24 protein-coding genes are annotated in these 25,237 nt (G+C 72.3%); 9 read left to right on the forward strand and 15 right to left on the reverse strand.

Features of this window, described 5'->3' with window-relative positions:
* Window positions 1-191: 191 nt before the first annotated feature.
* Genes melA through ACH0A8_RS04930 form a run of 4 tightly spaced genes read left to right on the forward strand, consistent with a single transcriptional unit; the run spans window position 192 to window position 4,737 of the window.
* Window positions 192-1,508, forward strand: coding sequence for an alpha-galactosidase (melA, locus tag ACH0A8_RS04915; protein ID WP_406906699.1), 1,317 nt, complete (start codon window positions 192-194; stop codon window positions 1,506-1,508).
* Window positions 1,509-1,549: 41 nt separating this feature from the next.
* Window positions 1,550-2,878 carry an ABC transporter substrate-binding protein gene (locus ACH0A8_RS04920; RefSeq protein ID WP_406906701.1) on the forward strand — a complete coding sequence of 443 codons (1,329 nt, stop codon included), beginning with the start codon at window positions 1,550-1,552 and terminating at the stop codon, window positions 2,876-2,878.
* A gap of 9 nt (window positions 2,879-2,887) precedes the next feature.
* Complete coding sequence (locus tag ACH0A8_RS04925) at window positions 2,888-3,838, forward strand: carbohydrate ABC transporter permease (RefSeq protein ID WP_251154272.1); 951 nt, start codon at window positions 2,888-2,890, stop codon at window positions 3,836-3,838.
* Window positions 3,835-4,737, forward strand: coding sequence for a carbohydrate ABC transporter permease (locus tag ACH0A8_RS04930; protein WP_081984540.1), 903 nt, complete (start codon window positions 3,835-3,837; stop codon window positions 4,735-4,737). The genes ACH0A8_RS04925 and ACH0A8_RS04930 overlap by 4 nt, the downstream gene beginning before the upstream one ends.
* A gap of 328 nt (window positions 4,738-5,065) precedes the next feature.
* On the opposite strand, the gene ACH0A8_RS04935 is transcribed toward ACH0A8_RS04930, so the two are convergent.
* The 5 genes from ACH0A8_RS04935 to ACH0A8_RS04955 all read right to left on the reverse strand — a co-directional run bounded on the left by ACH0A8_RS04935 (window position 5,066) and on the right by ACH0A8_RS04955 (window position 10,600).
* A complete protein-coding gene (locus ACH0A8_RS04935; protein ID WP_245172021.1) occupies window positions 5,066-5,974 on the reverse strand; it encodes a carbohydrate ABC transporter permease in 909 nt (302 codons plus the stop codon).
* Complete coding sequence (locus ACH0A8_RS04940; protein WP_245172020.1) at window positions 5,971-6,930, reverse strand: carbohydrate ABC transporter permease; 960 nt, start codon at window positions 6,928-6,930, stop codon at window positions 5,971-5,973. The genes ACH0A8_RS04935 and ACH0A8_RS04940 overlap by 4 nt, the downstream gene beginning before the upstream one ends.
* Before the next feature lie 109 nt (window positions 6,931-7,039).
* The gene (locus tag ACH0A8_RS04945) at window positions 7,040-8,353 is read right to left on the reverse strand and encodes a sugar ABC transporter substrate-binding protein (protein ID WP_209684545.1); all 1,314 of its coding nucleotides are present in this window, start codon (window positions 8,351-8,353) and stop codon (window positions 7,040-7,042) included.
* Window positions 8,350-9,588 carry a Gfo/Idh/MocA family protein gene (locus ACH0A8_RS04950; protein ID WP_271826654.1) on the reverse strand — a complete coding sequence of 413 codons (1,239 nt, stop codon included), beginning with the start codon at window positions 9,586-9,588 and terminating at the stop codon, window positions 8,350-8,352. Before ACH0A8_RS04950 ends, ACH0A8_RS04945 begins: the two co-directional genes overlap by 4 nt.
* Before the next feature lie 223 nt (window positions 9,589-9,811).
* Window positions 9,812-10,600 carry a DeoR/GlpR family DNA-binding transcription regulator gene (locus tag ACH0A8_RS04955; protein WP_400428482.1) on the reverse strand — a complete coding sequence of 263 codons (789 nt, stop codon included), beginning with the start codon at window positions 10,598-10,600 and terminating at the stop codon, window positions 9,812-9,814.
* Between the two features lie 131 nt (window positions 10,601-10,731).
* Here ACH0A8_RS04955 and ACH0A8_RS04960 point away from each other — a divergent pair, with 131 nt between their 5' ends.
* Together ACH0A8_RS04960 and ACH0A8_RS04965 are read left to right on the forward strand one after the other, a co-directional pair.
* Window positions 10,732-11,787, forward strand: a complete 1,056-nt coding sequence (locus ACH0A8_RS04960; RefSeq protein WP_406906706.1) for an ROK family protein — start codon at window positions 10,732-10,734, stop codon at window positions 11,785-11,787.
* Complete coding sequence (locus ACH0A8_RS04965; protein WP_406906708.1) at window positions 11,784-12,899, forward strand: N-acetylglucosamine-6-phosphate deacetylase; 1,116 nt, start codon at window positions 11,784-11,786, stop codon at window positions 12,897-12,899. Before ACH0A8_RS04960 ends, ACH0A8_RS04965 begins: the two co-directional genes overlap by 4 nt.
* 96 nt (window positions 12,900-12,995) lie before the next feature.
* On the opposite strand, the gene ACH0A8_RS04970 is transcribed toward ACH0A8_RS04965, so the two are convergent.
* The 3 genes from ACH0A8_RS04970 to ACH0A8_RS04980 all read right to left on the reverse strand — a co-directional run bounded on the left by ACH0A8_RS04970 (window position 12,996) and on the right by ACH0A8_RS04980 (window position 14,542).
* A complete protein-coding gene (locus tag ACH0A8_RS04970) occupies window positions 12,996-13,457 on the reverse strand; it encodes a hypothetical protein (protein ID WP_406906710.1) in 462 nt (153 codons plus the stop codon).
* 13 nt (window positions 13,458-13,470) lie between these two features.
* Window positions 13,471-14,040 (reverse strand): hypothetical protein, encoded by a 570-nt coding sequence (locus ACH0A8_RS04975; protein ID WP_406906711.1) that lies wholly within the window; start codon window positions 14,038-14,040, stop codon window positions 13,471-13,473.
* An 82-nt stretch (window positions 14,041-14,122) separates the two neighbouring features.
* The gene (locus ACH0A8_RS04980; protein ID WP_066651524.1) at window positions 14,123-14,542 is read right to left on the reverse strand and encodes a BLUF domain-containing protein; all 420 of its coding nucleotides are present in this window, start codon (window positions 14,540-14,542) and stop codon (window positions 14,123-14,125) included.
* A 129-nt stretch (window positions 14,543-14,671) separates the two neighbouring features.
* Between ACH0A8_RS04980 and ACH0A8_RS04985 the strand changes: the two genes are divergently transcribed.
* On the forward strand, window positions 14,672-15,577 hold the full coding sequence (locus ACH0A8_RS04985) for a carbohydrate kinase (protein ID WP_066651525.1): 906 nt from the start codon (window positions 14,672-14,674) through the stop codon (window positions 15,575-15,577).
* Between the two features lie 302 nt (window positions 15,578-15,879).
* On the opposite strand, the gene ACH0A8_RS04990 is transcribed toward ACH0A8_RS04985, so the two are convergent.
* From ACH0A8_RS04990 to ACH0A8_RS05020, 7 genes are all read right to left on the reverse strand, one after another.
* Entirely contained in the window at window positions 15,880-16,803 is a 924-nt protein-coding gene (locus tag ACH0A8_RS04990; protein ID WP_406906714.1) for a PfkB family carbohydrate kinase, read from the reverse strand.
* On the reverse strand, window positions 16,800-18,284 hold the full coding sequence (locus ACH0A8_RS04995; RefSeq protein ID WP_251160009.1) for a cytosine permease: 1,485 nt from the start codon (window positions 18,282-18,284) through the stop codon (window positions 16,800-16,802). The genes ACH0A8_RS04990 and ACH0A8_RS04995 overlap by 4 nt, the downstream gene beginning before the upstream one ends.
* Window positions 18,285-18,432: 148 nt before the next feature.
* Window positions 18,433-19,449 carry an ADP-ribosylglycohydrolase family protein gene (locus ACH0A8_RS05000; protein WP_406906715.1) on the reverse strand — a complete coding sequence of 339 codons (1,017 nt, stop codon included), beginning with the start codon at window positions 19,447-19,449 and terminating at the stop codon, window positions 18,433-18,435.
* Window positions 19,446-20,156 (reverse strand): GntR family transcriptional regulator, encoded by a 711-nt coding sequence (locus ACH0A8_RS05005; RefSeq protein WP_406906717.1) that lies wholly within the window; start codon window positions 20,154-20,156, stop codon window positions 19,446-19,448. The genes ACH0A8_RS05000 and ACH0A8_RS05005 overlap by 4 nt, the downstream gene beginning before the upstream one ends.
* A gap of 117 nt (window positions 20,157-20,273) precedes the next feature.
* On the reverse strand, window positions 20,274-22,292 hold the full coding sequence (gene glgX / locus ACH0A8_RS05010; protein ID WP_406906719.1) for a glycogen debranching protein GlgX: 2,019 nt from the start codon (window positions 22,290-22,292) through the stop codon (window positions 20,274-20,276).
* Between the two features lie 144 nt (window positions 22,293-22,436).
* The gene (msrA, locus tag ACH0A8_RS05015; protein ID WP_406906721.1) at window positions 22,437-22,958 is read right to left on the reverse strand and encodes a peptide-methionine (S)-S-oxide reductase MsrA; all 522 of its coding nucleotides are present in this window, start codon (window positions 22,956-22,958) and stop codon (window positions 22,437-22,439) included.
* 154 nt (window positions 22,959-23,112) lie between these two features.
* Complete coding sequence (locus ACH0A8_RS05020; RefSeq protein WP_209684528.1) at window positions 23,113-23,895, reverse strand: SDR family NAD(P)-dependent oxidoreductase; 783 nt, start codon at window positions 23,893-23,895, stop codon at window positions 23,113-23,115.
* Between the two features lie 87 nt (window positions 23,896-23,982).
* Between ACH0A8_RS05020 and ACH0A8_RS05025 the strand changes: the two genes are divergently transcribed.
* Together ACH0A8_RS05025 and ACH0A8_RS05030 are read left to right on the forward strand one after the other, a co-directional pair.
* Entirely contained in the window at window positions 23,983-24,837 is an 855-nt protein-coding gene (locus ACH0A8_RS05025) for a helix-turn-helix transcriptional regulator (protein WP_251154261.1), read from the forward strand.
* Between the two features lie 120 nt (window positions 24,838-24,957).
* Entirely contained in the window at window positions 24,958-25,218 is a 261-nt protein-coding gene (locus ACH0A8_RS05030; RefSeq protein WP_066651540.1) for a hypothetical protein, read from the forward strand.
* Window positions 25,219-25,237: the final 19 nt, after the last annotated feature.

Genomic DNA, 25,237 nt, shown 5'->3' on the forward strand with positions numbered 1-25,237 from the left:
GGCTGCGTGGTGGTCGTGCCCACCGCGCCCTACCGTGGGGCCCGGCCGGCGAACCCCGTCGAGGCCGCGCACCCGGACGCCGCAGGAGCCCGCGTCGGGACGCGTGACCTCCCACCCCTCCGTGCCCTCTGCCACCCGCCGGGTGGCCCCGACCGTCGTCCCTCGGCGGTACCCCGAACGAAGGGCTTCCCATGACCCGCATCGTGTTCGTCGGCGCCGGGAGCGTCGTCTTCACGCGACAGCTGCTCGCCGACCTCCTCCGGTACGACGACCTCCCCGAGCTGGACCTCCGGCTGTTCGACGTCGACGAGCGTCGCCTCGCCGTCGCCGAGGCCACCGCCCGCCAGGTGAGCGAGCGCCTCGGCCGGCCGGTCACCCTCACGGCGACGACCGACCGACGTCGCGCCCTCGCCGACGCGGACTTCGTCGTCGACATGGTGCAGATCGGCGGGATCGCCGCGACCCGGACCGACCTCGAGATCCCGGAGCGGTACGGGCTGCACCAGACCATCGGTGACACGACGGGGGTCGGCGGCGTCTTCCGTGCCCTCCGCACCTTCCCGTTCCTCACCGAGCTGACCGCGGACATGCGCGAGGTCGCCCCGGACGCGGTCCTGCTCAACTACACGAACCCGATGGCGATGAACATCTGGTGGGCGGACACCGTCGCGCCGGACATCACGGCGCTCGGGCTCTGCCACAGCGTCTACTGGACCGCGCACGACCTCGCCGGACTCCTCGGCCTCGACGTCGAGCAGACCCGGTTCCGCGCAGCAGGCGTCAACCACCAGTCGTGGCTGCTCGAGTGGACGCACCAGGGCGAGGACCTGTACCCGCGGCTCCGCGAGCGCATCCGGCAGGACCCGGAGCTCGAGCGCCGGGTGCGGGTCGAGGTGTTCAAGCGGATCGGCTCCTACCCGACCGAGACGAGCGAGCACTCCTCCGAGTACCTGTCGTGGTTCCTCCGCTCGCCGGAGCAGGTCGACCGGTTCCGCCTGCGTCCGCTCGAGTACGTCGGCATCTCCGAGGACAACGTCGCCGAGTTCGAGGCCGCCGAGCGCGACCTGGCGGCCGGCCGACCCGTGCAGCTCGAGGAGGGCGCCTCGGAGTACGCCCCGCAGGTCATCCACTCGCTGGTCACCGGCACCGAGCGCGAGATCCACGCGAACGTGCCGAACAGGGGCCTGATCGACAACCTGCCGGACGGGTGCGTCGTCGAGGTCCCGACCACGGTCGGCGCCGGCGGCATCGCACCGGTCCCGATGGGAGCGCTCCCCGTGCAGGCCGCGGCGCTGAACCGGCCGTACGTCTCCGTGAACGAGCTCACCGTGCACGCCGCGCGGACGGGTGACCCCGTCGCGATCCGCCAGGCGGTGCTCATGGACCCGAACGCGTCCTCGACGCTCACGCCCGAGCAGATCTGGGAGCTGTGCAACGACCTCGTCGTCGCCCACGGGGACCTGCTGCCGGAACCGCTGCGCGCGACGATCCCCGCACGCGGGATCTGAGCTCGCCGGCCGACGCACCACTGACGACGAAGGAGTCCGCAGTGACCAGGAACCCGAACCCCTCCGCCCGCCGCCGCACCGGACGCGGCGCGCTCGCCGTCGCGATCGCGGTCGCCGCGACGGTCCTCACCGGCTGCGCACCGCAGGGTGCCACCGAGCTCGACACCACGGCACCGGTCCACCTGACCATGTGGTCGGGCCAGAGCGACGAGGCGGCGAAGCTCCTGCAGGTGCTCGTCGACGAGTACGAGGACGAGCACCCGAACGTGACGATCGACATGTCCTCCGGGGCCTCGTCGACCGACGAACTGCTCCAGAAGCTCGCGGCGTCGTTCGCCGGGAACGACTCACCCGACATCTCGTACACCTTCGGGTCGTGGGCGAGCCAGCTCGAGCGATCCGGGCGGACGCTCGACCTGCGCGCCGAGGCGGAGGACCCGGACACGCACTGGGACGAGTTCTCCCCGGCGGCTCGCGGCACCGCGCAGCCGACCGGGCGGAAGGTGATCGGCTTCCCCGCGGTCGTCGACAACATCTCGCTCTTCTACAACAAGACCGTCTTCGACGCCGCCGGTGAGCCGTACCCGACGGCGGACTGGGACTGGTCGGACTTCCGTCGCGCCGCGAAGGCGTTGACGGACCGGGACAGCCAGACCTTCGGCTACGGCTACTCGGTCTCGGGCAGCGAGGAGACCACCTGGCAGATGTGGCCGCACCTCTGGCAGAACGGCGGTTCGATCCTGTCCGAGGACGGCGAGCACGCCGCGTTCGACTCGAAGGCCGGCGTCGACGCCCTGGAGTTCATGCGGTCCATGGCCGTGACCGACCGCAGCGTGTACCTCGACCAGACGGACACGAAGTTCGCCCAGCTGTTCGAGAGCGACCGCGTCGGCATGATCACCTCCGGTCCGTGGGAGCTCTCCGCCCTGCAGACGGCCGGGACCTCCTACGGCGTGGTGCGGCTCCCCGGCACCGACGGTGACCACCAGACGGTGTCCGGGCCGGACCTCTGGACCCTCTTCGACAACCACGACGTGAACCGCGCGTACTGGGCGAAGGACTTCACGAAGTGGCTGACCTCGCCCGAGCAGGACGAGCGGTTCAACGTCGCGGTCGGCAACCTGCCGCTGCGGTCGAGCGAGGCCGACAGCGAAGCGTTCCGCAAGCAGGTCGACGCCCTGCCCGGACTCGACGTGATCCAGGCGAACTCCGCCGACGCGAAGCAGGTCCGCCCGACCCTGCCCGGCTACAACGGCCTGTCCGAGGCGTTCGGCAACGCGGTGTCCCGCGTGCTGCAGGGCGAGGGCGAACCGGCCGAGGCACTCCGGCAGGCGACCGTCGCCGCCGACAAGGCACTCCGTCAGGGCTAGGAGGCCCCCGTGACCACTCCCGCACTCCGCACCCGTCCGACCACCGACACCGCGCCGCCGCGGCCACCGCGCCGACGTCGATCGGCCGCCGCCCGCGAGGGCCTCGCCGGCTGGGGCTTCGTCGCCCCGGCCCTGGCGGTCGTCCTCGGCCTCACGATCTTCCCAGGGGTCTGGGCGCTCGTCCTCTCCTTCCAGCGCTGGGACGGCTTCAGCCCGCCGTCCTTCGCCGGCATCGAGAACTACCAGGACCTGGCCACCGACGCGAGCGCGCTCGCGGCCGCCGTGCACACCCTGCTGTACACGGTCCTGTTCGTCCCCGCGTCCCTGCTGCTCGGACTCGCCCTGGCCGTCGCGCTGAACCGGCGCATCCGGTTCATCGGGCTGTACCGCACGGCGATCTTCGTGCCGTTCGTGGCCTCGGCCGCGGCGACGGGCATCCTGACCACCTACCTGTTCAGCCCGCAGTTCGGCATCGTCAACAACGTGCTCCGCGTGCTGCACGTCCCGCCCCAGGGCTGGCTCGAGGACCGCGCCGAGGCGATGGTCGTGATCGTCGTCATGTCCCTGTGGGGGCAGGCGGCCTTCACGACCGTCATCTACCTCGCCGCCCTGCAGGACGTCCCCGGCGACGTGCTCGAGGCGGCCCGGATCGACGGCGCGAACAACTGGCAGACCTTCTGGCGCGTGGTGTGGCCGCAGCTGGCGCCCGTCACCGCGTTCGTCGGGATCTACCAGACCCTGCAGGCCGTGCAGCTCTTCGACCTCGTCTACGCAACCACCCGAGGCGGACCGCTCGACGCGACCCAGACGATCGTCTACTACCTGTGGAAGACGGCCTTCCAGAACCTGCAGTTCGGCTACGGGTCCGCCATCGCCTACGGCATGTTCTTCGTCACCCTCACCGCGACCGTGATCGTCACGCTCGTGCAGCGCCGAGCCGGAAGGAACGCGTCACGATGACCGTCGAGACCCGAGTACTCGAGACCCCGAACCGGCCGGACGCCGTCGCGACACCGGCGGAGCGCACCACACCCCGTCGTCGACGTCGCCTGCCGTTCAGCCCGTGGCACCTCCTGCTCGCACCGGTGGCGCTCCTCTTCCTGCTGCCGTTCGTCGAGATGTTCATGACGTCGCTCGAACCGGCCTCGGAGATCAACAAGTTCCCGCCGTCGTTCCTCCCGACGCAGTTCACGCTGTCGGGCTACACGCGCCTGTTCGCCGAGTCGGACATCCTGCACTGGCTCCTCAACACGGTCATCGTGTCGGCGTCGGCGATCGTCTCGCACCTCGTCCTGTGCTCGCTGGCCGGGTACGGGTTCGCGCGCCTGCGGTTCCCGGGGCGGACGTTCGGGTTCCTGGCGATCCTCGCGACGATCATGATCCCGTCGCAGCTGCTCATGATCCCGACGTACGTCATGTTCGCCCGGTTGCACCTCGTGGACAGCCTCGGTGCCGCGATCGTGCCCTGGCTCGCCTCGGCGTTCGGCATCTTCCTGATGCGGCAGTTCTTCCTGTCCCTGCCCGCCGAGCTCGAGGAGGCCGGCCAGATCGACGGGTGCACCCGCCTGCAGGTGTTCTTCCGGATCGTGCTGCCGCTCGCCCGTCCCGCGTTGGCGACGCTCGCGATCTTCACGCTGCTCGGGTCGTGGAACGACCTGGTCTGGCCGCTCGTGGCGATCAACGACGCCGACTCGTTCACGCTGCAGCTCGGTCTGACGAACTTCCAGGGGGCGCGGCGGACCGACTGGTCGCTGCTGATGGCGGGGAACGTGGTCGCCACGCTGCCGCTGATCCTGCTCTTCCTGGTGGCGCAGAAGCAGTTCGTCGCGACGATGGCCTCGGCCGGTCTGAAGGGCTGAGCAGCACGGACGACGGGAGGCACGGTGCTCACGGGCACCGTGCCTCCCGTCGTCCGTGCGGGCGGTCCGCAGGCACGGCTGCCGGCCGGGAGGCGCGGGTCCGCCCGGAACCGAGCCGCTGGCTGGGCGCGGACTGCCGGCCGGGAGGCGCGGGTCGGCTCGGTACCACGCCTCCCGTCCTGCGCACGGACGGACCGGAGCCGCGGGGCGGGCCGGTACCGTGCCTCCCGTCCGGGCGCATCGGCCGTCCACGCGGCCGCAGCGACCACGACGGAGCGCCCCTCGGATCCCGAGGGGCGCTCCGTCCGGTGGCCGTGTCGGCCACCGCTCACTTCAGGCCGGAGGACGCGAGACCGTCGATCACCCGCCGCTGCAGCACGATGAACAGGATCAGCACCGGGGCCATCGCCATCAGGCTCGCCGCCATGAGCAGGGGGTAGTCGATGGTCCGGTCGCTGGACAGGGTCGCGAGCCCGGCGGCGAGCGGCATGTCCTCGGCGCGGGTGGAGACCACCAGCGGCCAGAGCAGCTCGTTCCACGACCAGAGCACGGTCGTGATCGCGAGCACGCTGATCGACGGGCGCGCGAGCGGCAGCATGATCCGCCAGAAGGTCTGGAACGGGTTGGCTCCGTCCATGCGTGCCGCCTCCTCGAGCTCCGCGGGCATGTTGAGGAACGCGGTCCGCATCAGGAAGGTGCCGAAGGCGCTGAACAGGCCCGGTGCGACGATGCCGGCCAGGCTGTCCAGCCACCCGAGGCCCTGGACGATCTGGTACTGCGAGATCAGGTAGACCTGCGACGGCACCAGCAGGATCGACAGCACGATCCCGAGGATGACCGCGCGGCCGCGGAACCGCATGCGGGCGAACGCGTACCCGGCCAGGGTGCACAGCACGATCTGCGCCAGGGTGCGGATCAGGGTCACCCAGATCGAGGTCGCGAGCTGGTCGAGGAAGGGGAGCCGTTCGAACACCCGGGCGAAGTTGCTCCACTGCAGCTCACCGGGCCAGAAGGTCGGCGTCGGCGAGGTCACCTGCGCGTTCGTGGACAGCGCCATGACGATCTGCCACAGGAACGGGAACGCCATGACGAACCCACCGATGCCGAGCACCACGTGGATCCACCAGTGGCTGCCCCCGCGGCGCCCCGGACGCGTCGTCGTCTGCGCCCGGCTGCGGCTCGCCGCCCTCGTGGCCGCCGCGACCTTGCTGCCGCGCGCTTCGATGATGCCGGTCATGACTGGACCCACTTCCGCTGGACCCGGAACTGCACGACGGTGATGATGCCGATGAGCACGAAGATCACCATCGCGATGGCAGCCGCGAAGCCCTTGTCGTTGTCGATGAACCCGGCGTTGTAGAAGTAGAAGACGAGGGACATCGTCTTCGGGATGACCGGGTTGGTCGAGCCGAGGATCGCGTAGAGCAGATCGAACAGCTGGAAGCTCGAGATCGTGGTGACGACGAGCACGAAGAAGATGCTCGGGGTCAGCAGCGGCACGGTGAGCGCGTGGAACTGGCGCCAGCGACTCGCGCCGTCCAGCTCTGCGGCCTCGTACAGCTCGGGTGGGATGTCCTTGAGCCCGGCACCGAGGATGATCATCGAGAAGCCGAGCGACGACCACAGGCCGACGAGGGACACCGCGACGAGCGCGAAGCCCGGGGTGGAGATCCAGTACGGGCCGTCGATGCCGACCAGTCCGAGGAACCAGTTCACGATGCCGAAGTCGCCGTTGTACATGATGCGCCACACCAGGGCGATCGCGGCGGGCATCGCGACGTAGGGCAGGAAGAACAGCACGCGGTAGAACTGTGCGAAGCGCAGGCCCGGCGTGTTCAGCAGGCTCGCGAGCCAGACCGCGATCGGGATGCCGAGCAGGACGATCACCGTGTAGACGATCGTGTTGACCAGCGACTGGTACAGCTGCGGGTCGGTCAGCAGGCGCCCGTAGTTCGCGAGGCCCGTGAAGGTGGCGCCGCCGAACACGCCCCAGCTCGTGAACGAGTACCAGAACGTCTGCAGGATCGGCCAGATGAAGAACGTCCCGACGCCGATGAGCAGCGGGAGCACGAACAACCACGGCCAGATGCCGTCGGTGCGTGGTGCCCGCGACGGTCGCGAGGGGCCGTCGGGACTGGTGTCGGGCGGTGCGGACACCTGTGTGGCGTCCGGTTGCTGGGTGTTGATCGTCATCAGGTCGCTCCTCGGCCAGGGCGGTCGGATCGGGTGGTCCGTGCGGTGCGGATGGGCGGACGGGACGGAGCCGGCCGGCCGGGCGCGGGCCCGACCGACCGGCTCGTCGTCACTCCTTCGCGAGTGCTGCGTCCATCTCCTGGGCGAGCTTCTCCGTCACCTGGTCGACCGGCTCGGAGCCGTCGAAGGCGCTCGGCAGCAGGTTCGTCTCGAGGGTGTTCCACGCGGCGGTGTTCTTCGACACCGGCAGCGGCTTCGCGTAGTCGACCGCGTCGAGGAAGACCTGCAGGTCCGCGTCGGGCATGGTCTTCGTGAAGGCGTCCTGCGTGCCCTCGTACGCCGGGATGACCGCGCCCATGTCGCCCTGCTGCTGCTGTGCCGGCTTGCTCGCCAGGTACGCCTGCAGTGCCTGGGCGGCGGCCTTGTCCTTCGACCCCTCGGCGACGACGTTCGAGACGCCGTGGATGACGGTCGCCTGCTCCTTGCCCTTCGGCAGCGGGTAGACGACGACGTCCTGCTCCATGTCGGTGCCGATCAGCGCCGACCGGAACCAGCTGCCGCCCTGGTACATCGCGAGCTTGCCCGAGGTGAACCACTGGTCCGCCGTGGTGTCGGTCAGTTGCTTGATCGTCGGCGAGGCGCCCGAGTCGATCAGGTCGGTCCAGAAGCGGATGCCCTCCTGCGCGGCCTTCGTGTCGTACTCCGACTTCCCGTCGTCGACGACGGATCCGCCGGCCTGGAAGATCGTGTCGTAGTAGGTGGTCTGTCCGTCCATGCCGCCGGCGGCGCCGTACGCGCCGTCGCCCTGCAGCTTCTGCGACAGTTCGGCGGCGGTGTCCTGGAAGTCCTGCCACGTCCAGTCCTTCGACGGCATCGCGACGCCGGCCTGCTCGAACAGGGCCTTGTTCACCCAGACGCCGATCGTGTCGAAGTCCTTCGGCACGCCGTACTGCTCCCCGTCGTAGGTGTACAGGTCGTCGAGCGCCTTCGAGTACTTCGACGGGTCGATCGCGCCCGACTCCACCGCGCCGGTGATCGGCGCGAGCTTGCCGTTGCCCGCGTAGAGCTGGAAGTTCGGGCCGTTCATCCAGAACAGGTCGGGCAGCGTGTTGCTGGAGCCCTGCGTCTGCAGCTTCGTGAAGTAGTTGGCGTACGGCGTGACGTCGACGTTGACGGTGATGTCCGGGTACTCCTCGTTGAAGCCCTTGATGTTCGCCTTGATCGCGTCGACCTGGTTCTGGTCCCACACGGCGTACGTCAGGTCGGCCTTCGTGTCCTTCGCGACGGTGCCCTTCCCGGAGTCGGAGCCGGCGGACGAGGCGCTGCTGCACCCGGCGAGGAGCGCGACGGCGCTGACCGCGGCAGCGAGACCGAGCAGGGCGCGGCGGCGACCGCGGCCGTGACGGGGGGAGGGGAGGGTCATCGGGTGTTCCTTCCGGAGAGGTCGTCGCGGCCGGCGGCCGAGAAGTGACGGATCGTGGCATCGGGGAGGGGCGGCACGTCGAGCGGGACGGAGCCGTTGCGGAGCGAGCGGGTGGCGAGTGCGCCGGCGGCGACCGCCATGCGCGCCGCGATCGGGGACAGCGTCGTCGGCTCGCCGAGGGCCACCGAGCGGAGGAACTCGGTCATCGTGAGGAGGTCGGCGTCGGCGTGACCGTCCTCGACGCCGTCGACCGGGTACTCGACGTCACCGGTGACGTCCCAGTTGCGGCGGTGGGTCCACACCTTGACGACACCACCGCCGGTGTCGCCGACGTTCTCGAGCCGTCCGTGGGTGCCGATCACCGTGTAGTTGCGCCAGTAGTCGGGCGTGAAGTGGCACTGCTCGTAGCTCGCCTGCACGCCGTTGTCGAGCGTCATCATCACCATCGAGACGTCCTCCACGTCGACGACGGGGTTCAGGCCGGTCTGCTCGGCGGGCGGCCAGTTGTCGAACGAGAACCAGTCGGTCATGAGCTCGTCGCTGCGATCCCGCCGGTCGGTGACGTCGCCGTACACGGAGAGCGACCCCATCCCGACGACCCGGCTCGTGTACGCACCGGCGAGGGCGTGCACGACGTCGAGGTCGTGGCTCGCCTTCTGCAGCAGGAGGGAGTTCACGCGGCTGCGGTCGGCGTGCCAGTCCTTGAAGTAGTAGTCGCCGCCGTTGCCGACGAAGTGGCGGACCCACACCGCCTTGACCTCGCCGATCTCACCGCGGGCGATCACCTCGCGCATGAGTCGGACGACGGCGGCGTGCCGGAAGTTGTGGCCGACGTACAGGGGCGTCCCGGTCTCGGCGGCGGTGTTCAGGACGGCGTCGGCGTCCTCGACCGTGATCGCCAGGGGCTTCTCGAGGTAGACGGCGATGCCGGCACGGAGCAGGTCGATCGCGATCTCGGCGTGGGTCCAGTCCGGGGTGGTGACGATCGCCGCGTCCACGAGGTTCGGCACGCCGTCCGAGCCGATCAGTGCCCGGTGGTCGGCGACCACCTCGGCCTCCGGCCAGTGTGCGGCGGCACGTGTCCGGCCGTTCTCCGTGGTGTCGGCGGCGGCCGTGATCCGGGCGTCCACGCCGTCGGCGTCCAGCCCAGCAGCGGCCACGTGGTCGGCGATGGCCGACCGCTGTCCGATGCCGACGACGCCGACCCGGAGCAGGCGTGTGCTCGTGATGGTCATCTCGCTCCCTTGCGTGATTGTGACGGCAATGATGCCAAATCGATCATGAGTGCACAATAAGCACGCATGGCTCGATCACGGAAGCGTGCATCCGAGGTTGTTACATGTCGGCAACGTCACGACGACGGCACACGACGGCACACGACGGCACGGGACGGCGCCGGCCGACTTCGGCTGCGCAGCCGGTGACGGGCGGATCCGGGGTGATTTGGGCCGCGGGGCGTCAGCTCGCGACGACGAGTTCCACGCCGGCGGACGCCAGCTCTGCGGCGAACGACGCCGGCACCGCCTGGTCCGTGACGAGCACGTCGATGCGGTCGAGCGGGCAGATGCGCGCGAAGGTGGAGCGCTCGATCTTCGTCGAGTCGGCGACCACGATGATCCGCCGTCCGACCGACGCGAAGTGCCGGCTCACCTCGGCCTCGCCCTCGTGCATGGTCGTGGCGCCGTACTGGCCGGACAGCCCGTCGACCCCCAGCACGACGACGTCGAGCGCGAACCCGTCGAGGGTGTCGCGGACCGTCGGGCCGATGAGCTCGTACGACTGCCGCCGTGCCACACCGCCCGTCACGACGATCTTGACGTTGGCGCGGATCGACAGCTCGTAGCCGATGTTCAGGGCGTTGGTGACGATGGTGATGCCGCACTCGCCGTCGGCGCGGATGAAGCGCTCGGACTTGCCGAGCTCCCGCGCGACCTCGGTCGTCGTCGTCCCGCCGTTCAGGCCGACGGTGTCCCCCGGGGAGACGAGCGCGGCGGTCGCCCGGGCGATGGCGGTCTTCGCCTCGGCCTGCCGGGCGATCTTGTACTGCAGCGGCAGCTCGTACCCCGCGCCCAGCGCTGCGGCCCCACCGTGGGTGCGCGTGACGAGCCGCTGGTCCGCCAGGGTCGTGAGGTCACGCCGGGCGGTCGCCGCGGAGATGCCGAGCGCCTCGCCGATCTCGGCGATGGAGACGTTCCCGCGGTCGCTCACGAGCTCGAGGAGCGCGTTGAGCCTCTGCTGCGGGGTCATGGCGTCATCCTACGGGCGTGTTCGCTGCGCGATGTGAGCGGAAATGATGCGCGTTGTTTGCACCGATCACGATCGGTCGGCAGGCTGTCGGCGTCCGATCAGTCCCGATCGGCACGACCGGAGGGCTCGCGATGACCGCGAACGGTGCAGCGCTCGGCATCGACGTCGGGGGCACGAGCATCAAGGTGCGCCTGGTCGCCGACGACGGGCGGGTGCTCGAGGAGCAGCGTGTCCCGACGCCCCGGGAGGACCCGCAGGCCACCGCGCTGGCCGAGCTCGTCGCGACGCTGGGACAGCGGGCCCGGACGGTCGCCCGGCGACGGGGGACGGAACTCGGGGCGATCGGTCTGGTCGTCCCCGGGGTCGTCGACGAGGACGCCGGCCGGTCGGTGCTCTCCGTGAACCTCGGCTGGCGGGACGTGCCGGTCCGGGCACGGGTCGCCGACGCCCTGCGCGCGGCAGGCGTGGACGCCGTCCCGCTCGCCTTCGGCCACGACGTCCGGGCCGGAGCGCTCGCCGAGGTCCGGGCCGCCGGTCCGGGAGCGGCCCCGGGCGGTCCGCTCGACACCGACACCGACACCGACACCGACACCGCCACCGACACGATCGCCGCGCTCGGCCGTGGCACCGTCGCCTTCGTCCCCGTGGGGACCGGCCTGGCGAGTGCCCTGGTCGTCGACGGCCGGGTCGTGCCGGGCGGCGGGTGGGCCGGGGAGGTCGGCCAGGTCCGGATCCGGGACGGCGCGCACGCGGGCCTCCGGGTCGAGGAGGTCGCCTCGGCCGGCGCCGTCGCACGCCGCAGTGGTGCTCCGAGCGCCCACGACGCGATGCTCCGGGTGCTCGACGGGGACCCGGTCGCCCGACGGGCGTGGGACGACTGCGTCGACGTGCTCGCCGACACCCTGGCCTGGCTGACGGCCGTCGCGGGGTGCCACACCCTGATCGTCGGCGGCGGGCTGGCGCAGTCCGGGCCGCTGCTGTTCGACCCGCTGCGCGCCGCCGTCGCGGACCGCCTCGCCGGGGTCCGACTGCCCGAACTCGTGGGGGCGCGCCACGGCGATGCGGCCGGCGCCATCGGTGCGGTGCTGCTCGCCCGCCAGGCCCGAGCCGGCTCGGCGCAGGCCGGCTCCGCGCGTGCCGCGTCGGTGCGTGCCGGGTCGGTGCCGGACGTGGCGGTGACCGCGTGACCGTCCTCGTCCGCGCCCCACGGATCGTCACCGCCGCGGTCGACCTGTCGGAGGCGTGGCTCGCCGTCGAGGACGGCCGGGTCGCCGCGGTCGGCACCGGTGCGGCACCGGTGCACGACCGTGTGGTCGAGGCTCCGGGCACCGTCCTGCCGGCCTTCGTCGACCTGCACGCGCACGGAGCCCTCGGGCACGACTTCGCCTCGTGCTCGGTCGCCGAGGCCCGGGCGGCCGCCGAACACCACGCCGCGCGGGGGACCACCCGCCTGGGGGCGTCGATCGCGACGGGCACGGTCCCGGACACGGTCGCTGCCCTGCACCGCCTGCGACCGCTCGTCGACGACGGCACGCTCGCCGGACTGCACCTCGAGGGGCCCTGGCTCGCACCCGCCCGCCGGGGTGCGCACGCCGCGCAGCTGCTGCACCCGCCGACCCCCGACGAGGTCGACCTGTTCGTGGACGCCGGCGGTGCGGCGCTCCGGATCGTCACCCTCGCGCCCGAGCTCCCGGGTGCGCTCGACGCGGTGCGGCGGCTGGTCGCGTCGGGCATCGTCGTCGCGATCGGGCACACCGACGCCGACGGCGGCCAGGTCCGGGCGGCGGTGGACGCCGGTGCGACCCTCGTCACGCACCTGTTCAACGGGATGCCGCCGCTGCACCACCGTGCGCCCGGCCCGGTCGGCGTCGCGCTGTCGGACGGGCGTCTCACCGTGGAGTGCATCGTGGACGGCCACCACCTCGACCCGGTCACCGTCGACCTCGTGCGCGGAGCCGCGGGTGACCGCCTCGTGCTCGTCTCGGACGCCATGGCCGCGACCGGCTGCGCCGACGGCAGCTACCGGATCGCCGGCTCGGAGGTCGTCGTCTCCGACGGAGTCGCCCGGCTCGCGGACGGCTCGTCACTGGCGGGGAGCACGATCACGGTGGCGGACGCCGTCACTCGCTTCGTCGACGGTCACCCGGACCGGCTGCCGGCGGCGGTGCACGCGTCCTCCGCACGGGCCGCGTCGGTGCTCGGTCTGCGTCCGCCGCTCAGCGTCGGATCCGCCGCCGACCTCGTGGTGATCGGACCCGACGGGCGGATCCGCCCGCTGCCGCTCGGACCGGCCGCCTGACCGAGCGCGGCCGCCCGCCCGGGCGGCCCGTGTCACGGAGCCGGCGCCGTCGGACGGGAGGCGCGGTGCCGACCCGGCACGTGCCTCCCGTCCGGATCAGCGACGCGCCGGCGGGCCGCACGCCGCGCCGACGACCGGACACCGGTTGCCGTCGAGCTCGTCGGTGTACTCGTCGCCGTCACCGAGCAGCACGTGCCGGTACGCCTCGTCGTCGATCGGTTCCGCGGAGCGCACGGCAGCCTCGAGCAGGCTGTCGTCGACCTCCGGCAGGGCGCTGACGGCCACGAGCGTGTCGCCCACGACCGCGGCGACCTCGTGGCCGTGTTCGCTCGTCCGCCGCACGACCCCGCCGTCCTCGTCGCACGACGTCTCCGCCTCGGAACCGCCGCCGGGGGCGACGCCCTCGATCGGTCGGCCGCACGGCGGGGTCGTCGCGGCGAGCGTGACGACCGTCAGGTCGGATCCCGACGCGTCGCCGGGTGCGTGCGCCTCCTCGGCAGGCGAGGAGAACACCTGCAGGAACCCCGGCAGCCGCTGCTCGATGTTCGCCTCGTACACGGAGCCGTACCCGTCAAGGGGAAATCGTGACGGGCCGGAAGTCCGCGCCGATGGCGACCTGCGCCCGCGCGATGGCCTGCTCGTCCCGTTGCGCGTCGCTCCCGTGGACGCGGACGCCGACCGCGACGACCACCGCGACGACCGCGACCGCGGCGCCCGTCCCCAGGACGACGCCGAGCTTCCGCAGGACCCCGCGGTGCACGAGCATCGCCGGGACCGCGGCGACGACTGCGCCCACCAGGTACGGCGTGGGCGTGGACGCGAGGAGCGGGAACGTCGGCTCCGGCCCGGCGAGGGCAGCGGGCAGCAGCGCCGCGACGAGGACCGCGGGGACGAGGACGAGGCCCGCAGCACCGAGCCACGCCGTCCGGCGACGCCGGGTGGCGAGGACCGCCAGACCACCGAGTGCTCCGCACGCCACGACCGTGTGGACCAGCAGCGCCACGAGGCCGGGTACGCCGACGAAGAACGTGAGGAGGGCGGCCGCGCGCGCGAGGTGTGCGGCGCCGACGCCGATCGCCGCCGCGCCGAGCACGTGCACCCAGGGGTGCGTCCTGGTCTGCTCGCTGGTCGCGTCGCCCACGCTGTGCCCCCGTCCGTCGGACCCCCTGTCCGACCGAGCCGATCCTCGCACGCCGCGCGTCGGTCACGGTGGGGACGGGTCGTCAGCGGGGCGAGGGTCGGAACCAGCGGATGAGCTCGCGGAGCGCCGGCAGCGAGCTGATCTGCGTGCCGTCCGCGGCGTCGAGGTCGTCGAAGGTCGTCCGGTAGCCCGGGGCCTGCTCGACGTCGGTGTCCTCGGCCGGGTAGCCCATCGTCCACTCCGGGAACTGCCGCTCCTCGATGAGCTCCTCGGTGAGCACCGTGACCTTGGTGTGCCGGTCGTCGTGCTTGATCGTCGCCATCTTCGCGCGGACCGCCTGGTCCGGACCCTCGAGCAGCTGCAGGAAGTAGCCGTTCCGGAAGAGCAGGACGCCGGTGATGTCGTTCTCCGCGTTCGCCCGCCGACTCTGCGCGAGCAGGCCGGCGAGGTCGTCGTCGTCGAGGGATCGGGTGGCGACACTCGAGTAGATGAGGGACAGCATCGGGGCTCCTTGGTGGCGGTCGTGCCGGGTCCGTCAGTCAACTCCGCGGCACCCGTGCGTCCACGGACCACCGGGGGACGAGCGGACAGGCCGACGTCGCACGGCCGTCGGCTCTGGGAGGCTGGTGCCATGGACCCCGTCATCGTCATCGGAGAAGCCCTGGTCGACGTGGTCGACCGCCCCGATGGGCGCGTCGAGCACCCGGGCGGGAGCCCGATGAACGTCGCCGTCGGCCTCGCTCGCCTCGGCCGGGCCGCACGGCTCGTGTGCGCGCTCGGCGACGACGACCACGGCGGTTCGATCCGGGCGCACGTCGGCGCGAGCGACGTCGAGGTCGACGCGACCGCGATCGAACGCACCTCCACCGCCGTCGCGACGATCGGCGACGACGGCGGTGCGTCCTACGAGTTCGACCTCGACTGGCGCCTCGACCCGGTGCAGGTGCCGGTCGGCACGCCGCTCGTGCACGTCGGCTCCATCGGTGCCGTGCTGGAGCCGGGCGCACGGACCGTGCTCGAGGCGCTCCGTACCCGCCCGACGGACGCCCTCGTCTCCCTCGACCCGAACGTCCGTCCGTCGATCACGCCCGACCGGGATGCCGTGCTCGCCACCCTCGAACCGCTGTTCGCCGAGGCCGACGTGATCAAGCTCAGCGACGAGGACGCCGCGTGGCTCTGGCCGGACCGCAGCGTCGACCAGGTCCTCGACGGGCTGCTGGCGCACGGGGCGGCGCTCGCCGCGGTGACGCTCGGCGGCTCGGGCTGCGCGATGGCGTCCGCCCGCGCGCGGACCACCGTGCCGGCGCCGCGCGTCGAGGTCGCGGACACGATCGGCGCGGGTGACTCGTTCATGGCGGGGCTGCTCGCCGGCGTGCTCGCACGGGGATCCGCGCCCACCGGCCTCGACACCGACGAGCTCGGACGCCTGGCGTCGCTCGCGCTGGCCTGTGCCGCCGTCACGGTGTCCCGCCCGGGCGCGGACCCGCCCGTCCGGGCCGAGCTCGACACGGACGCCGCCGGGGTCCTGGGCGCCTGACCGCTCGTCGCCCGGCCGCACGCCCGGACCGGACGTACGGGGCAGCGACGGGTGCTCGCCACGGATGAGCCTCGCGTCGCCCGCACAACGGGGAGCACGTGGCGCCGCGGATCGACGTGGCGCGAGGTGCTCCCGGTTGTGCGCGAGCACATCGCACCGGCGGCCGACCGCGTGGCCGCTGACCGCTCGACCACCGACCGCGCGACCGCTGACCGCCCGACCACCGACCGCGCGACCGCTGACCGCCCGACCGCTGCGGCCCGCGCGGGCGCACGGTCGCGCACCGGCCGGGCCCCCCGCCGTCAGGCGTGCGCGGCGAGGAACGCGTCCGTCTCCGCGGCCGTCGGAGCCGTCGCCGGCCCCCGCCGTGTCACCGCGAGTGCCGCCGCGGCATTGGCACGCCGGACTGCGTCGACCAGCGAGTGACCGCGCGCCAGGGCAGCGACGAGCACGCCGCCGTGGGCGTCACCCGCGCCGTTCGAGTCCACCGCGTCGACGGGGAACCCGGGCACCAGGACCGGGGCGCGCGCCGGCTCGGCGACCCAGCAGCCCGCTGCGCCGTCACGGGCCAGCGCGGTGCCGCGGGCGGACGCGGCGATCGCCGCGACCGCCTCGGGGAGCCCCGCGGCGGTCGGTGCCATGAGCCGTGCCTCCCGGCCGTTGGCGCTGACCACGTCCGCTCGCGCCGTGACGGGGCCGAGCACCGCCGGGGGCAGCGTGTCGACCAGCGGTGACGGGTCGAGCACGACACGGACGGAGTCGGGCACCGTCGTCAGCCAGTCGACGATGGCCGGACCGTTGACGGCGTGCGCGAGGCCGTAGCCGGAGACGACGACCGTGTCGTCCGGCCGGAGCGCGACGCGGTCGAGGTCCGCGCGGCCGAGCCGGCCCTCGGCGCCGACGCTCGTCACGAAGGTGCGCTCGGTGGAGGCGTCGACGAGTGCGACGCAGTACCCACTGTCGACGTCGTCGAGCCCGGGCTGCAGGACCTCGACGCCCGAGTCGACGAGCGCCGCACGGACGACGTCGCCGAACGGCCCGGTGCCGTACTGCCCGGCGAACACCACGGGCAGGCCGTCGCGGACGGCGGCGACCATCGTGTTGAGCCCGCCGCCCGCGGTGATCTCCGACGCCGAGGCGATGACGTCACCGCCGGGCTCGGGGATCGCGCCCACGCGCATGACGATGTCGACGACGACGTTGCCGACCGAGACGAGGCGGCTCACGCGCGCTCCTCGGGAGCGTGCAGCTGGCCGCGGGCACCGCCGGTGAGCAGGTACACGAGGGCGGCGACGACGAACGTCACGATCCACCCGAGGCCGTTCGCGCCGATCCAGCTGTCCGAGAGTGCTCCGACGAACACGGGGTCCGCGTCGCCGACCTGCACCGAGGTGAAGAGGAAGCCGACGACGATCGCGACGACCCAGGCGGCGAGGGCGCCCCAGGCGACGCCGCCGCGGTACCAGTAGCGGCCTCCGGCGCGGAGGTCGAGCAGCGCGGCCGGGTCGTACCAGCGTCGCTTCGCCATGTCGGCGATGAACACCCCGAGCCAGGCGGTGATCGGCACCGCGAGCACCGAGATGAACGTGATGAAGGGCGCGTAGAAGCCGTCGGCGACGAGCATGAAGTACATCGCGCCGAGGGTCGTGACGACCACGTCGACGCCGACCGCCCACACGCGGGGCACCTTGATGCCGAGGGTCAGCGTGGTGAGGCTCGCCGAGTACACCGACAGGTGGTTCGACAGCAGCAGTCCGCCGAAGGCCGCGACCAGGTACGGGATCGCCATCCAGCTCGGCAGCAGGTCGCGGATCGCCGCGACCGGGTCACCGGCCTGCGCGAGGGTGGGGTCGCCGGCGGAGACGAGGGCGCCGAGACCGACCAGGACCACGAGGGGGATGCCCGCGCCGGCGGCGCTGGCGCTGATCAGGGCGCCCGCCTTCACCGAGGTGCGCGTGTACCGGGCGATGTCCGCACCGGCGGTCGCCCACCCGATGCCGGTGCCCGCGGCGATGGTGCCGATGCCGATGACCATCGCGGCGACCGGACCCGCGGGCTGCGACCCGACGACGTCCCAGTCGACACGGAGCACCAGGAACACGGCGACGAAGACGTTGAGGGCGCCGAACACCCACGTCGCCCACTTCTGCACGGCGACGATGAACGCGTGGCCGAGCCCGGAGACGAGCACGGTCGCGACGACGAACACGAGGATGGCGACGATCGTCAGCACCGGGTTCGCCTTCGCGTCGCCGTCGGTACCGAACAGGATCGTGAAGAGCGACAGCAGCACGAAGGCCGCGGTCGTCGTGTTCACGGTCTCCCACCCGAGGCGGGAGAGCAGTGACACCGCGGTCGGACCGATGTTCCCGCGCACGCCGAACACCGCGCGGCTCAGGGTCAGACCGGGAGCCCCGCCGCGGCGTCCGGCGATGGAGATCACCCCGACGACCGCGAAGGACCCGGCGGCGCCGATCACCGCGACGACGAGCGCCTGCCAGATCGTCAGCCCCTGGAACGCCACGAGGGTCGCACCGAGGGGGAGTCCGAGGATCGAGATGTTCGCGGCGAACCAGACCCAGAAGAGGGCCCCGGGGGCGCCGTTCCGCTCGTCGTGGGGCACGGGCTCGATGCCGCGCTGTTCGACGCTCGTCAGCGTGCCGCTGGAGAGCGTGCCGCCGGAGCGCGTGGTGGTGTCCTGGGCCATGGGGTCCTCTTACGTCATCGGAAGGGTGCTGCGGGGGAGGTGGGGTGCTGCGAGGGAGGTGAGGGTGCCGCGGGAGAGCGGGGTGCTCCTGGGGAGGGGTGGAGACCGGGCGGCGGCGGAGGGGGGACCGCCGCCGTCCGGCGTCGGGTCAGGCCCGGTGACGGAGTGCGAGCAGTCCGTCGACCAGCGGGCCGAGCTCGAGGTGGTTCACGGCCGTCACGGTGGTGACCGCGTCGACGGGCCAGGCGTCCGGACCGTGCACGGCACCGAGCACGGCACCGGCCATCGCGGCGATGGTGTCCGTGTCGCCGCCGATCGACGCGGCCGTGCAGAGCGTCTCCCAGGGGTCGAGGTCGAGCGCCACGAGGGCGAGCGCTGCGACGACCGACTCCTGGCTGGCGACGCTCGTGCCGACGAGCTGCGACACGGTGTCGATCCGCTCGTCGGCGGGGACGGTCGGCAGGAAGTCGCGCGCCCAGGTCGTCCTCGCAGCGATGTCCGCGCCCGCGACCCAGTGGCCGCGGGCCGCGCCGATCGTGGCGGCCGCGACCGCGGCGTCGAGCGCCTCGGGCCGGGAGGCGCCGCCGACACCCGCGCTCACGGCGGCGGCGACGGCGCTCGCCCCGGCGATGCCGATCCCCGTGTCGTGGGTGACGCGCGACGCGTCCTGCACGGCGTCGACCAGACGGACGAGGTCACCGGAGGGCACGGCGATCCCGACCGGCGCGATCCGCATCGCGGCGCCGTTCGTCGTCCCCGTCGACCCGGCCTCGGACGCCGGGACGCCGTCGAGGATGCGCTGCACGGCCGTCTTCGTGCTGGGGCCGAGCAGGTCGAGCGAGCCCTTGGCCTCCATCGCGCGTTCCCAGGCGATGAGCGCCTCGGCGAAGCGGCTGGGGTCGATGTGCCCGTCACCCTCGACGAGCAGCTCGGCGACCATGACCGCCTGCTCGGTGTCGTCGGTGATGGTGCCCGCGGGCATGCCGGCGGCGATCCGCTGGTGCGGTCCGGCGTCGACGAACCCGGAGATCGTGCCGTGGTCGGCTCGGATCTGCGCGAGCGACATCGACTGCGTGGGCATGCCGAGGGCGTCGCCGATCGCGAGGCCGGTCAGGGCGGCGAGGGCGTGGGTCTGGTCGTTCACGGTGTCCTGTCGGGTCGTCATCGTGCGGTCTCGAAGCGCATGTGCAGGCGGAAGCGGTCCGGGTCGAGGAGGCTGTCGACGCGCTCGACGAACGCGCCCTGGGCGGTGCGCGAGTCACGTCGGCTCCGGAGGAACGGGGTCCCCTCGGCGCGGTCGAGCAGGCGGGCGTCCTCGGCGTCGAGGGGCACGACGTCGACCCACTGCTCGGCGCTCGCCGGCACGAGGCCGGCCTCGGCGATGGTCGCCGTGAGCGAGTCCTCGACCAGTCCGTCGGTCGGTGCAGCGGCCAGGCGGCCGACGGCGGGCAGGATGCTCCGCTCGAGCGACACCGGCCGCCCGCCCACGACGGTGCGCAGCCGGTCGACCGCGACGAACGCCGCGTCCGCAGCGTCGACCTCGACCTGGAGGCCCGGGTCGTCCACGCGGGCGAGTCGCAGGATGCGGGTGGTCACCTCGGTGCCCGAGGCGGCGATCGACCGCGCCCAGCCACCCCGCGGGTCGAGGGCGGCGCCGTCGAACGTGACGACCGAGCCGACGCCCCCGTGGGTCGAGATGTACTCGTCGTCGGCCAGGTCGGCGAGGGCGGCGCGGACGGTGCCGCGGCTCACCGCGAAGCGGGCGGCGAGGTCGTGCTCGCCGGGCAGGCGCTCACCGGCGCGGTACCGGCCCGTCGCGATCGCGTCGCGGAGGGCGTCGGCGACGAGGCGTCGCTTCGATGAGACGGGCATGGACAGGAGCGTACATGTACAACGCCTGTCCAGTCGCCGAGGCGATCACACAATGGACGGGAGGCGCGGGGCCAGCTGGCACCGCGCCTCCCGTCTTCGTGTCCGTGCGTCCGGGGACTAGACCAGCGCCGTGAACGACGCGTCGCGCACGAGCAGCGTCGTCGCGTCGCCCTCGACGGCCTGGTCGTGGTCGCTCGACAGGCCGAGCGACCACGTGCCGCCGCCCGGCTTCTCGGGCAGCGTGAACTCGACGGTCGTCCCCGAGGCGTTCAGCAGCACCGCGACGGTGTCGTCGCCCTGCTGCAGCACCAGGATCACCGCGCGGTTGCCCGCGTCGGCCCAGTCGCCGTCCTCGAAGCCCTGCGCGTCCGCGCGGAGCACCTGCACCGTCGACTCCGAGTCGCCGGGGGCCGTGCGGTACCAGAGCGGGCGGAGCGCCTCGTGCTGCTTGCGGAACGCGATCGCCGCGGTCGTGAAGGCGAGCAGGTCCTGGTCGGCGGCCTCCCAGTCGAACCACGAGATCTCGTCGTCCTGGCAGTACGCGTTGTTGTTGCCGCCCTGCGAGCGGGCGATCTCGTCGCCACCGAGCATCATCGGGATGCCCGCGGAGAGCATGAGCGTGCCGAGGAAGTTCCGACGCTGGCGGTCGCGGTAGTCGTTCACCGCGCCGTCGTCGGTCGGGCCCTCGATGCCGCCGTTGAAGGACGTGTTGTTGCTCTCGCCGTCGTTGTTGTCCTCGCCGTTGGCCTCGTTGTGCTTCTCGGCGTACATCGTCAGGTCGGCCAGCGTGAAGCCGTCGTGCGCGGTGACGAAGTTCACCGAGCAGAGCGGGGAGCGACGGGAGCCCTCGTACACGTCGGGGGAGCCGAGCGTGCGCTGCACGGCGTCGCCGAGCGTGCCCTCGTCGCCGCGCCAGAACGCGCGGAGGTCGTCGCGGTACTTGCCGTTCCACTCCGACCAGTCGGCCGGGAACCCGCCCACCTGGTAGCCGGCGGTGTCCCACGGCTCGGCGATCATCTTCACCTCGCGGAGCACCGGGTCCTGGTGGATGATGTCGAGGAACGCGGAGTGCTTCTCGGCCTCGCCGTCCTGGCGGGTGAGCGTCGTCGCGAGGTCGAAGCGGAAGCCGTCGACGTGCATCTCCTCGACCCAGTAGCGGAGCGAGTCCGTGATGAGCCCGAGTGCGGACGGGTGCGACACGTTGAGCGAGTTCCCCGTGCCGGTCGTGTCGAAGTAGTTCGCCTCGTCACCCTCGACCAGGCGGTAGTACGACTGGTTGTCGATGCCCTTGAAGGACAGCGTCGGGCCCATGTGGTTGCCCTCGGCGGTGTGGTTGTAGACGACGTCCATGATGACCTCGAGCCCCGCGGCGTGCAGGGCCTTGACCATCTCCTTGAACTCGGTGACCTGCTGGCCCGCCGTGCCCGAGGACGAGTACTCGTCGTGCGGTGCGAAGAAGCCGATGCTGTTGTAGCCCCAGTAGTTGCGGAGGCCCTTGTCGGCCAGGGTCGAGTCCTGCACGAACTGGTGCGTCGGCAGCAGTTCGACGGCCGTGACGCCCAGGTCGGTCAGGTGCTTGATCGCGGCCGGGTGCGCCAGGCCCGCGTACGTGCCGCGGATCTCCTCGGGCACGTCCGGGTGCTGCTTCGTGAAGCCCTTGACGTGCACCTCGTAGACGACGGTGTCGCGGTACGGGGTGTGGAGCAGCGTGTCGCCGTCCCAGTCGAACTCGCGGTCCGCGACGACGGACTTCGGCATGGCGCTCGCCGAGTCGGTCTCGTCGATCTGCTCGGGGTCCTCCATGTCGTGGCCGAAGAAGGCCTGGCCCCACTCGTACGAGCCGTCGACGGCGGTCGCGTAGGGGTCGAGCAGGAGCTTCGCGGCGTTGTGGCGCAGGCCGTTCGCCGGGTCCCAGGCGCCGTGCACGCGGAAGCCGTAGCGGGTGCCGACGGTCACGTCCGGCACGACGTCGTGGAACGTGTAGCCGGTGCGGTTGCGGAGCTCGGTGCGGTGCTCGGTGCCGTCCTCGTCGAAGCGGCAGAACTCGACCCGCTCGGCGGTGCTGGAGAAGAGCGCGACGTTGGCGCCCCCGTCGACGAGCGTGACGCCGAGCGGGGTGCGGGAGGAAGTGGTCATGCTCCCACTTGTAGTGGTCGGCGACTGTGTCCTCGGGTCGGTGACGTACCCCGGACATGCCGGACCGACGACGGACGGGAGGCGCGGTGCCAGCTGGCACCGCGCCTCCAGACCGTCACGTCGTCACGTCGTCACGTCGCCACGTCAGACCGTGGCGGTCGCCTCGTCGCGGTGCGGGAGCTTCCAGCCCGGGCGCACGAAGTGGCAGGTGTACCCGGCGGGGTACTTCTCGAGGTAGTCCTGGTGCTCCTCCTCGGCCTCCCAGAAGTCGCCAGCGGGCTCGACCTCGGTGACGACCTTGCCCGGCCAGATGCCGGAGGCGTCGACGTCCGCGATGGTGTCGAGTGCGACCTGGCGCTGCTCGTCGTTCGTGGAGTAGATCGCCGAACGGTAGCTGCGACCCACGTCGTTGCCCTGCCGGTCCTTCGTGGACGGGTCGTGGATCTGGAAGAAGAACTCGAGCAGGTCGCGGTACGAGATCTGCGACGGGTCGAAGATGATCTCGACGGCCTCGGCGTGGTCGCCGTGGTTCCGGTACGTGGCGTTCGGGGTGTCGCCGCCGGAGTAGCCGACGCGCGTGCTGATGACGCCGGGTCGGCGGCGGAGGAGCTGCTGCGCTCCCCAGAAACACCCGCCGGCGAGGATGGCGGTCTCGGTCGTGGTCATGCTGGCCTCCTGGGCGTCGTCGTTGCCGCTGGCTGCGGCATCACCGGGTGCAACCGGCGACCCCGGGCGCGTGTTCCCGGGTCGTGGTCCATCGTGCGCCCCGGTCGTCGGTGCACGGACGGCCCACGTCCAGCCGGGCGCCACCGCGGGTGCGTCAGGCCCCGGCGCCGCCGTCCACCGGGATGCTCGCTCCGGTCACCATCGAGGCCCGGTCGCTGAGCAGCCAGGCCGCCACCTCGGCGACCTCCTCGGGGCGGGCCATCCTGCCGAGCGGTACCGAGGCGTCGATCTGCTCCGTGATCCCCGGGGTCGCCGCCTCCCACGCGGCGATCATGTCCGTCGCGGTGCCACCCGGGGTGATGCCGTTGACCCGGATGCCCTCGGGCGCCCACGTCACGGCTGCCGTCTCGGTGATGCTGTTCAGGGCGCGCTTCATCGCCCCGTAGGCCGGCAGTGCGGGGTTGGCCCGGCGGCTGCCGATGCTCGACGTGTTCACGATCGCCCCGCCGCCGGAGCGGCGCATCAGGGCGGCCTCGGCGGTCATCGCGACCCAGTGGCCCCGGAAGTTGACCGCGAACTGGGTGTCGATGTCCTCGTCGCTCGTGGCGTCCAGCGGGCCGGGCTGCTGGATCGCGGCTCCGTTGTTGAAGGCGCCGTCGAGTCGCCCGTGCAGCTCGTCGACCCGGTCGACGGCGGCCCGGATGCTCGCCGGGTCGGCGAGGTCGAGCGCGACGGCGTCCGCGGTGCCGCCGGCGTCGCGGATCCCGGAGACGACGGTCTCGAGGGACCCGGTGCTCCGCGCGGCGAGGACGACTGCGGCGCCCTCGTCGGCGAAGAGCCGGGCGGCGGCGGCACCGATGCCGCGGCTGGCGCCGGAGACGAACACGACCTTGCCGGTGAGCAGGCCGTTCGGACGGGTGGTGGTGTGATCGTTCATGCCGTCAGCGTCCGTCCCGCGGTGGCCGCGCAGCCAGGTACACCCGGTACCAGGACGGCGACGTGCCCGCGGGGGGAGGATCGGGACATGGACAAGCAGGAGCTGGCCGCGTTCCTCCGCGCACGGCGCGAGCGGTTGCGGCCGGAGGACGTCGGGCTCCCGTCGGGGACCCGCCGGCGCACACCCGGGCTGCGCCGCGAGGAGGTCGCGGTCCTCGCCCACATCTCCACCGAGTACTACGTCCGGCTCGAGCAGGCACGAGCCCCTCGGCCCTCCGCCGAGGTGCTGGCCGGCATCGCGGGGACGCTGCGCCTCACCGACGCCGAGTCCGACCACCTCCACCTGCTCGCCGGGACCGCGCGGACCCGGACCGCGAGCATCCGGCGTCAGGTGCGGCCGAGCATCCTGGCGGTCGTCGACCGTCTGCCGCTGACCGCAGCGATCGTGCTCGCCGCCGACTTCGAGGTCCTCGCGTGGAACCCCCTGGCCGCCGCGCTCCTGGAGGACTTCGCCCTGCGGGACCGTCGGGGCCGCAACCTCGCCCGGCAGGCCTTCCCCGTCGGCGGGACGGGCGGGGCGTCCGAGCCGCCGTACGGCATCTCCGACGGCGCCGAGTTCCGGCACCAGGTGGTGATGCAGCTGCGGACGACGCTCGCGCAGCACCCGACGGACGTGGAGGTGGTCGCGCTCGTCGACGAGCTCCGGACGGGGAACGCGGAGTTCGCGCGGCTCTGGTCACGACACGACGTGCAGCCGGCTCCGGTGCTCACGAAGACCTTCCACCACCCGTCGGTCGGGCCGGTCACGGTCGACTGCGACAGCCTCGCGCTCGTCGACGGCGACCAGTTCCTCGTGCTCTACACCGCGGCGCCGGGATCCGCCGACGCCGATGCCCTCGCGCTCCTCGGGATGCTCGCCACGCAGACTGCCGAGCGCGGCTGAGCCACGACGGGCCGGCGGTGACGACGTCGGTGGACGCGGTGCGCACCCGTCGACCCCGCACGTGCGTGTCGTCCTGCGATCGCCTACCATTCGAACACACGTTCGAATCGGGAGGTCGGGATGATGTTGACGCACGAGGTCGCCACGGTGTGGTGGGAGCGCGGGGTGCCGGACCGGATGGTGTGGCGGGACCGACGCTGGCGGGTGAGCGACAGTCCGACGCGACTGACCGCGACGGCGGAGTTCTTGCCGTCGGCGATGACCCACGCGCCGGAGCGCACGGTGGGGTGGCGCTTCCAGGTCAGCGCCGAGGGGGACGCCGTCGTCGTCGACATCGTCCCCGAGGGCGACGGCTGGGTGGTCGCGCGGACCTGGCGCTGATCGCGAGCGAGTTCGTCCA

Source organism: Curtobacterium sp. 179-B 9B NHS (assembly GCF_045370965.1).
Classification (GTDB): Bacteria; Actinomycetota; Actinomycetes; order Actinomycetales; family Microbacteriaceae; genus Curtobacterium.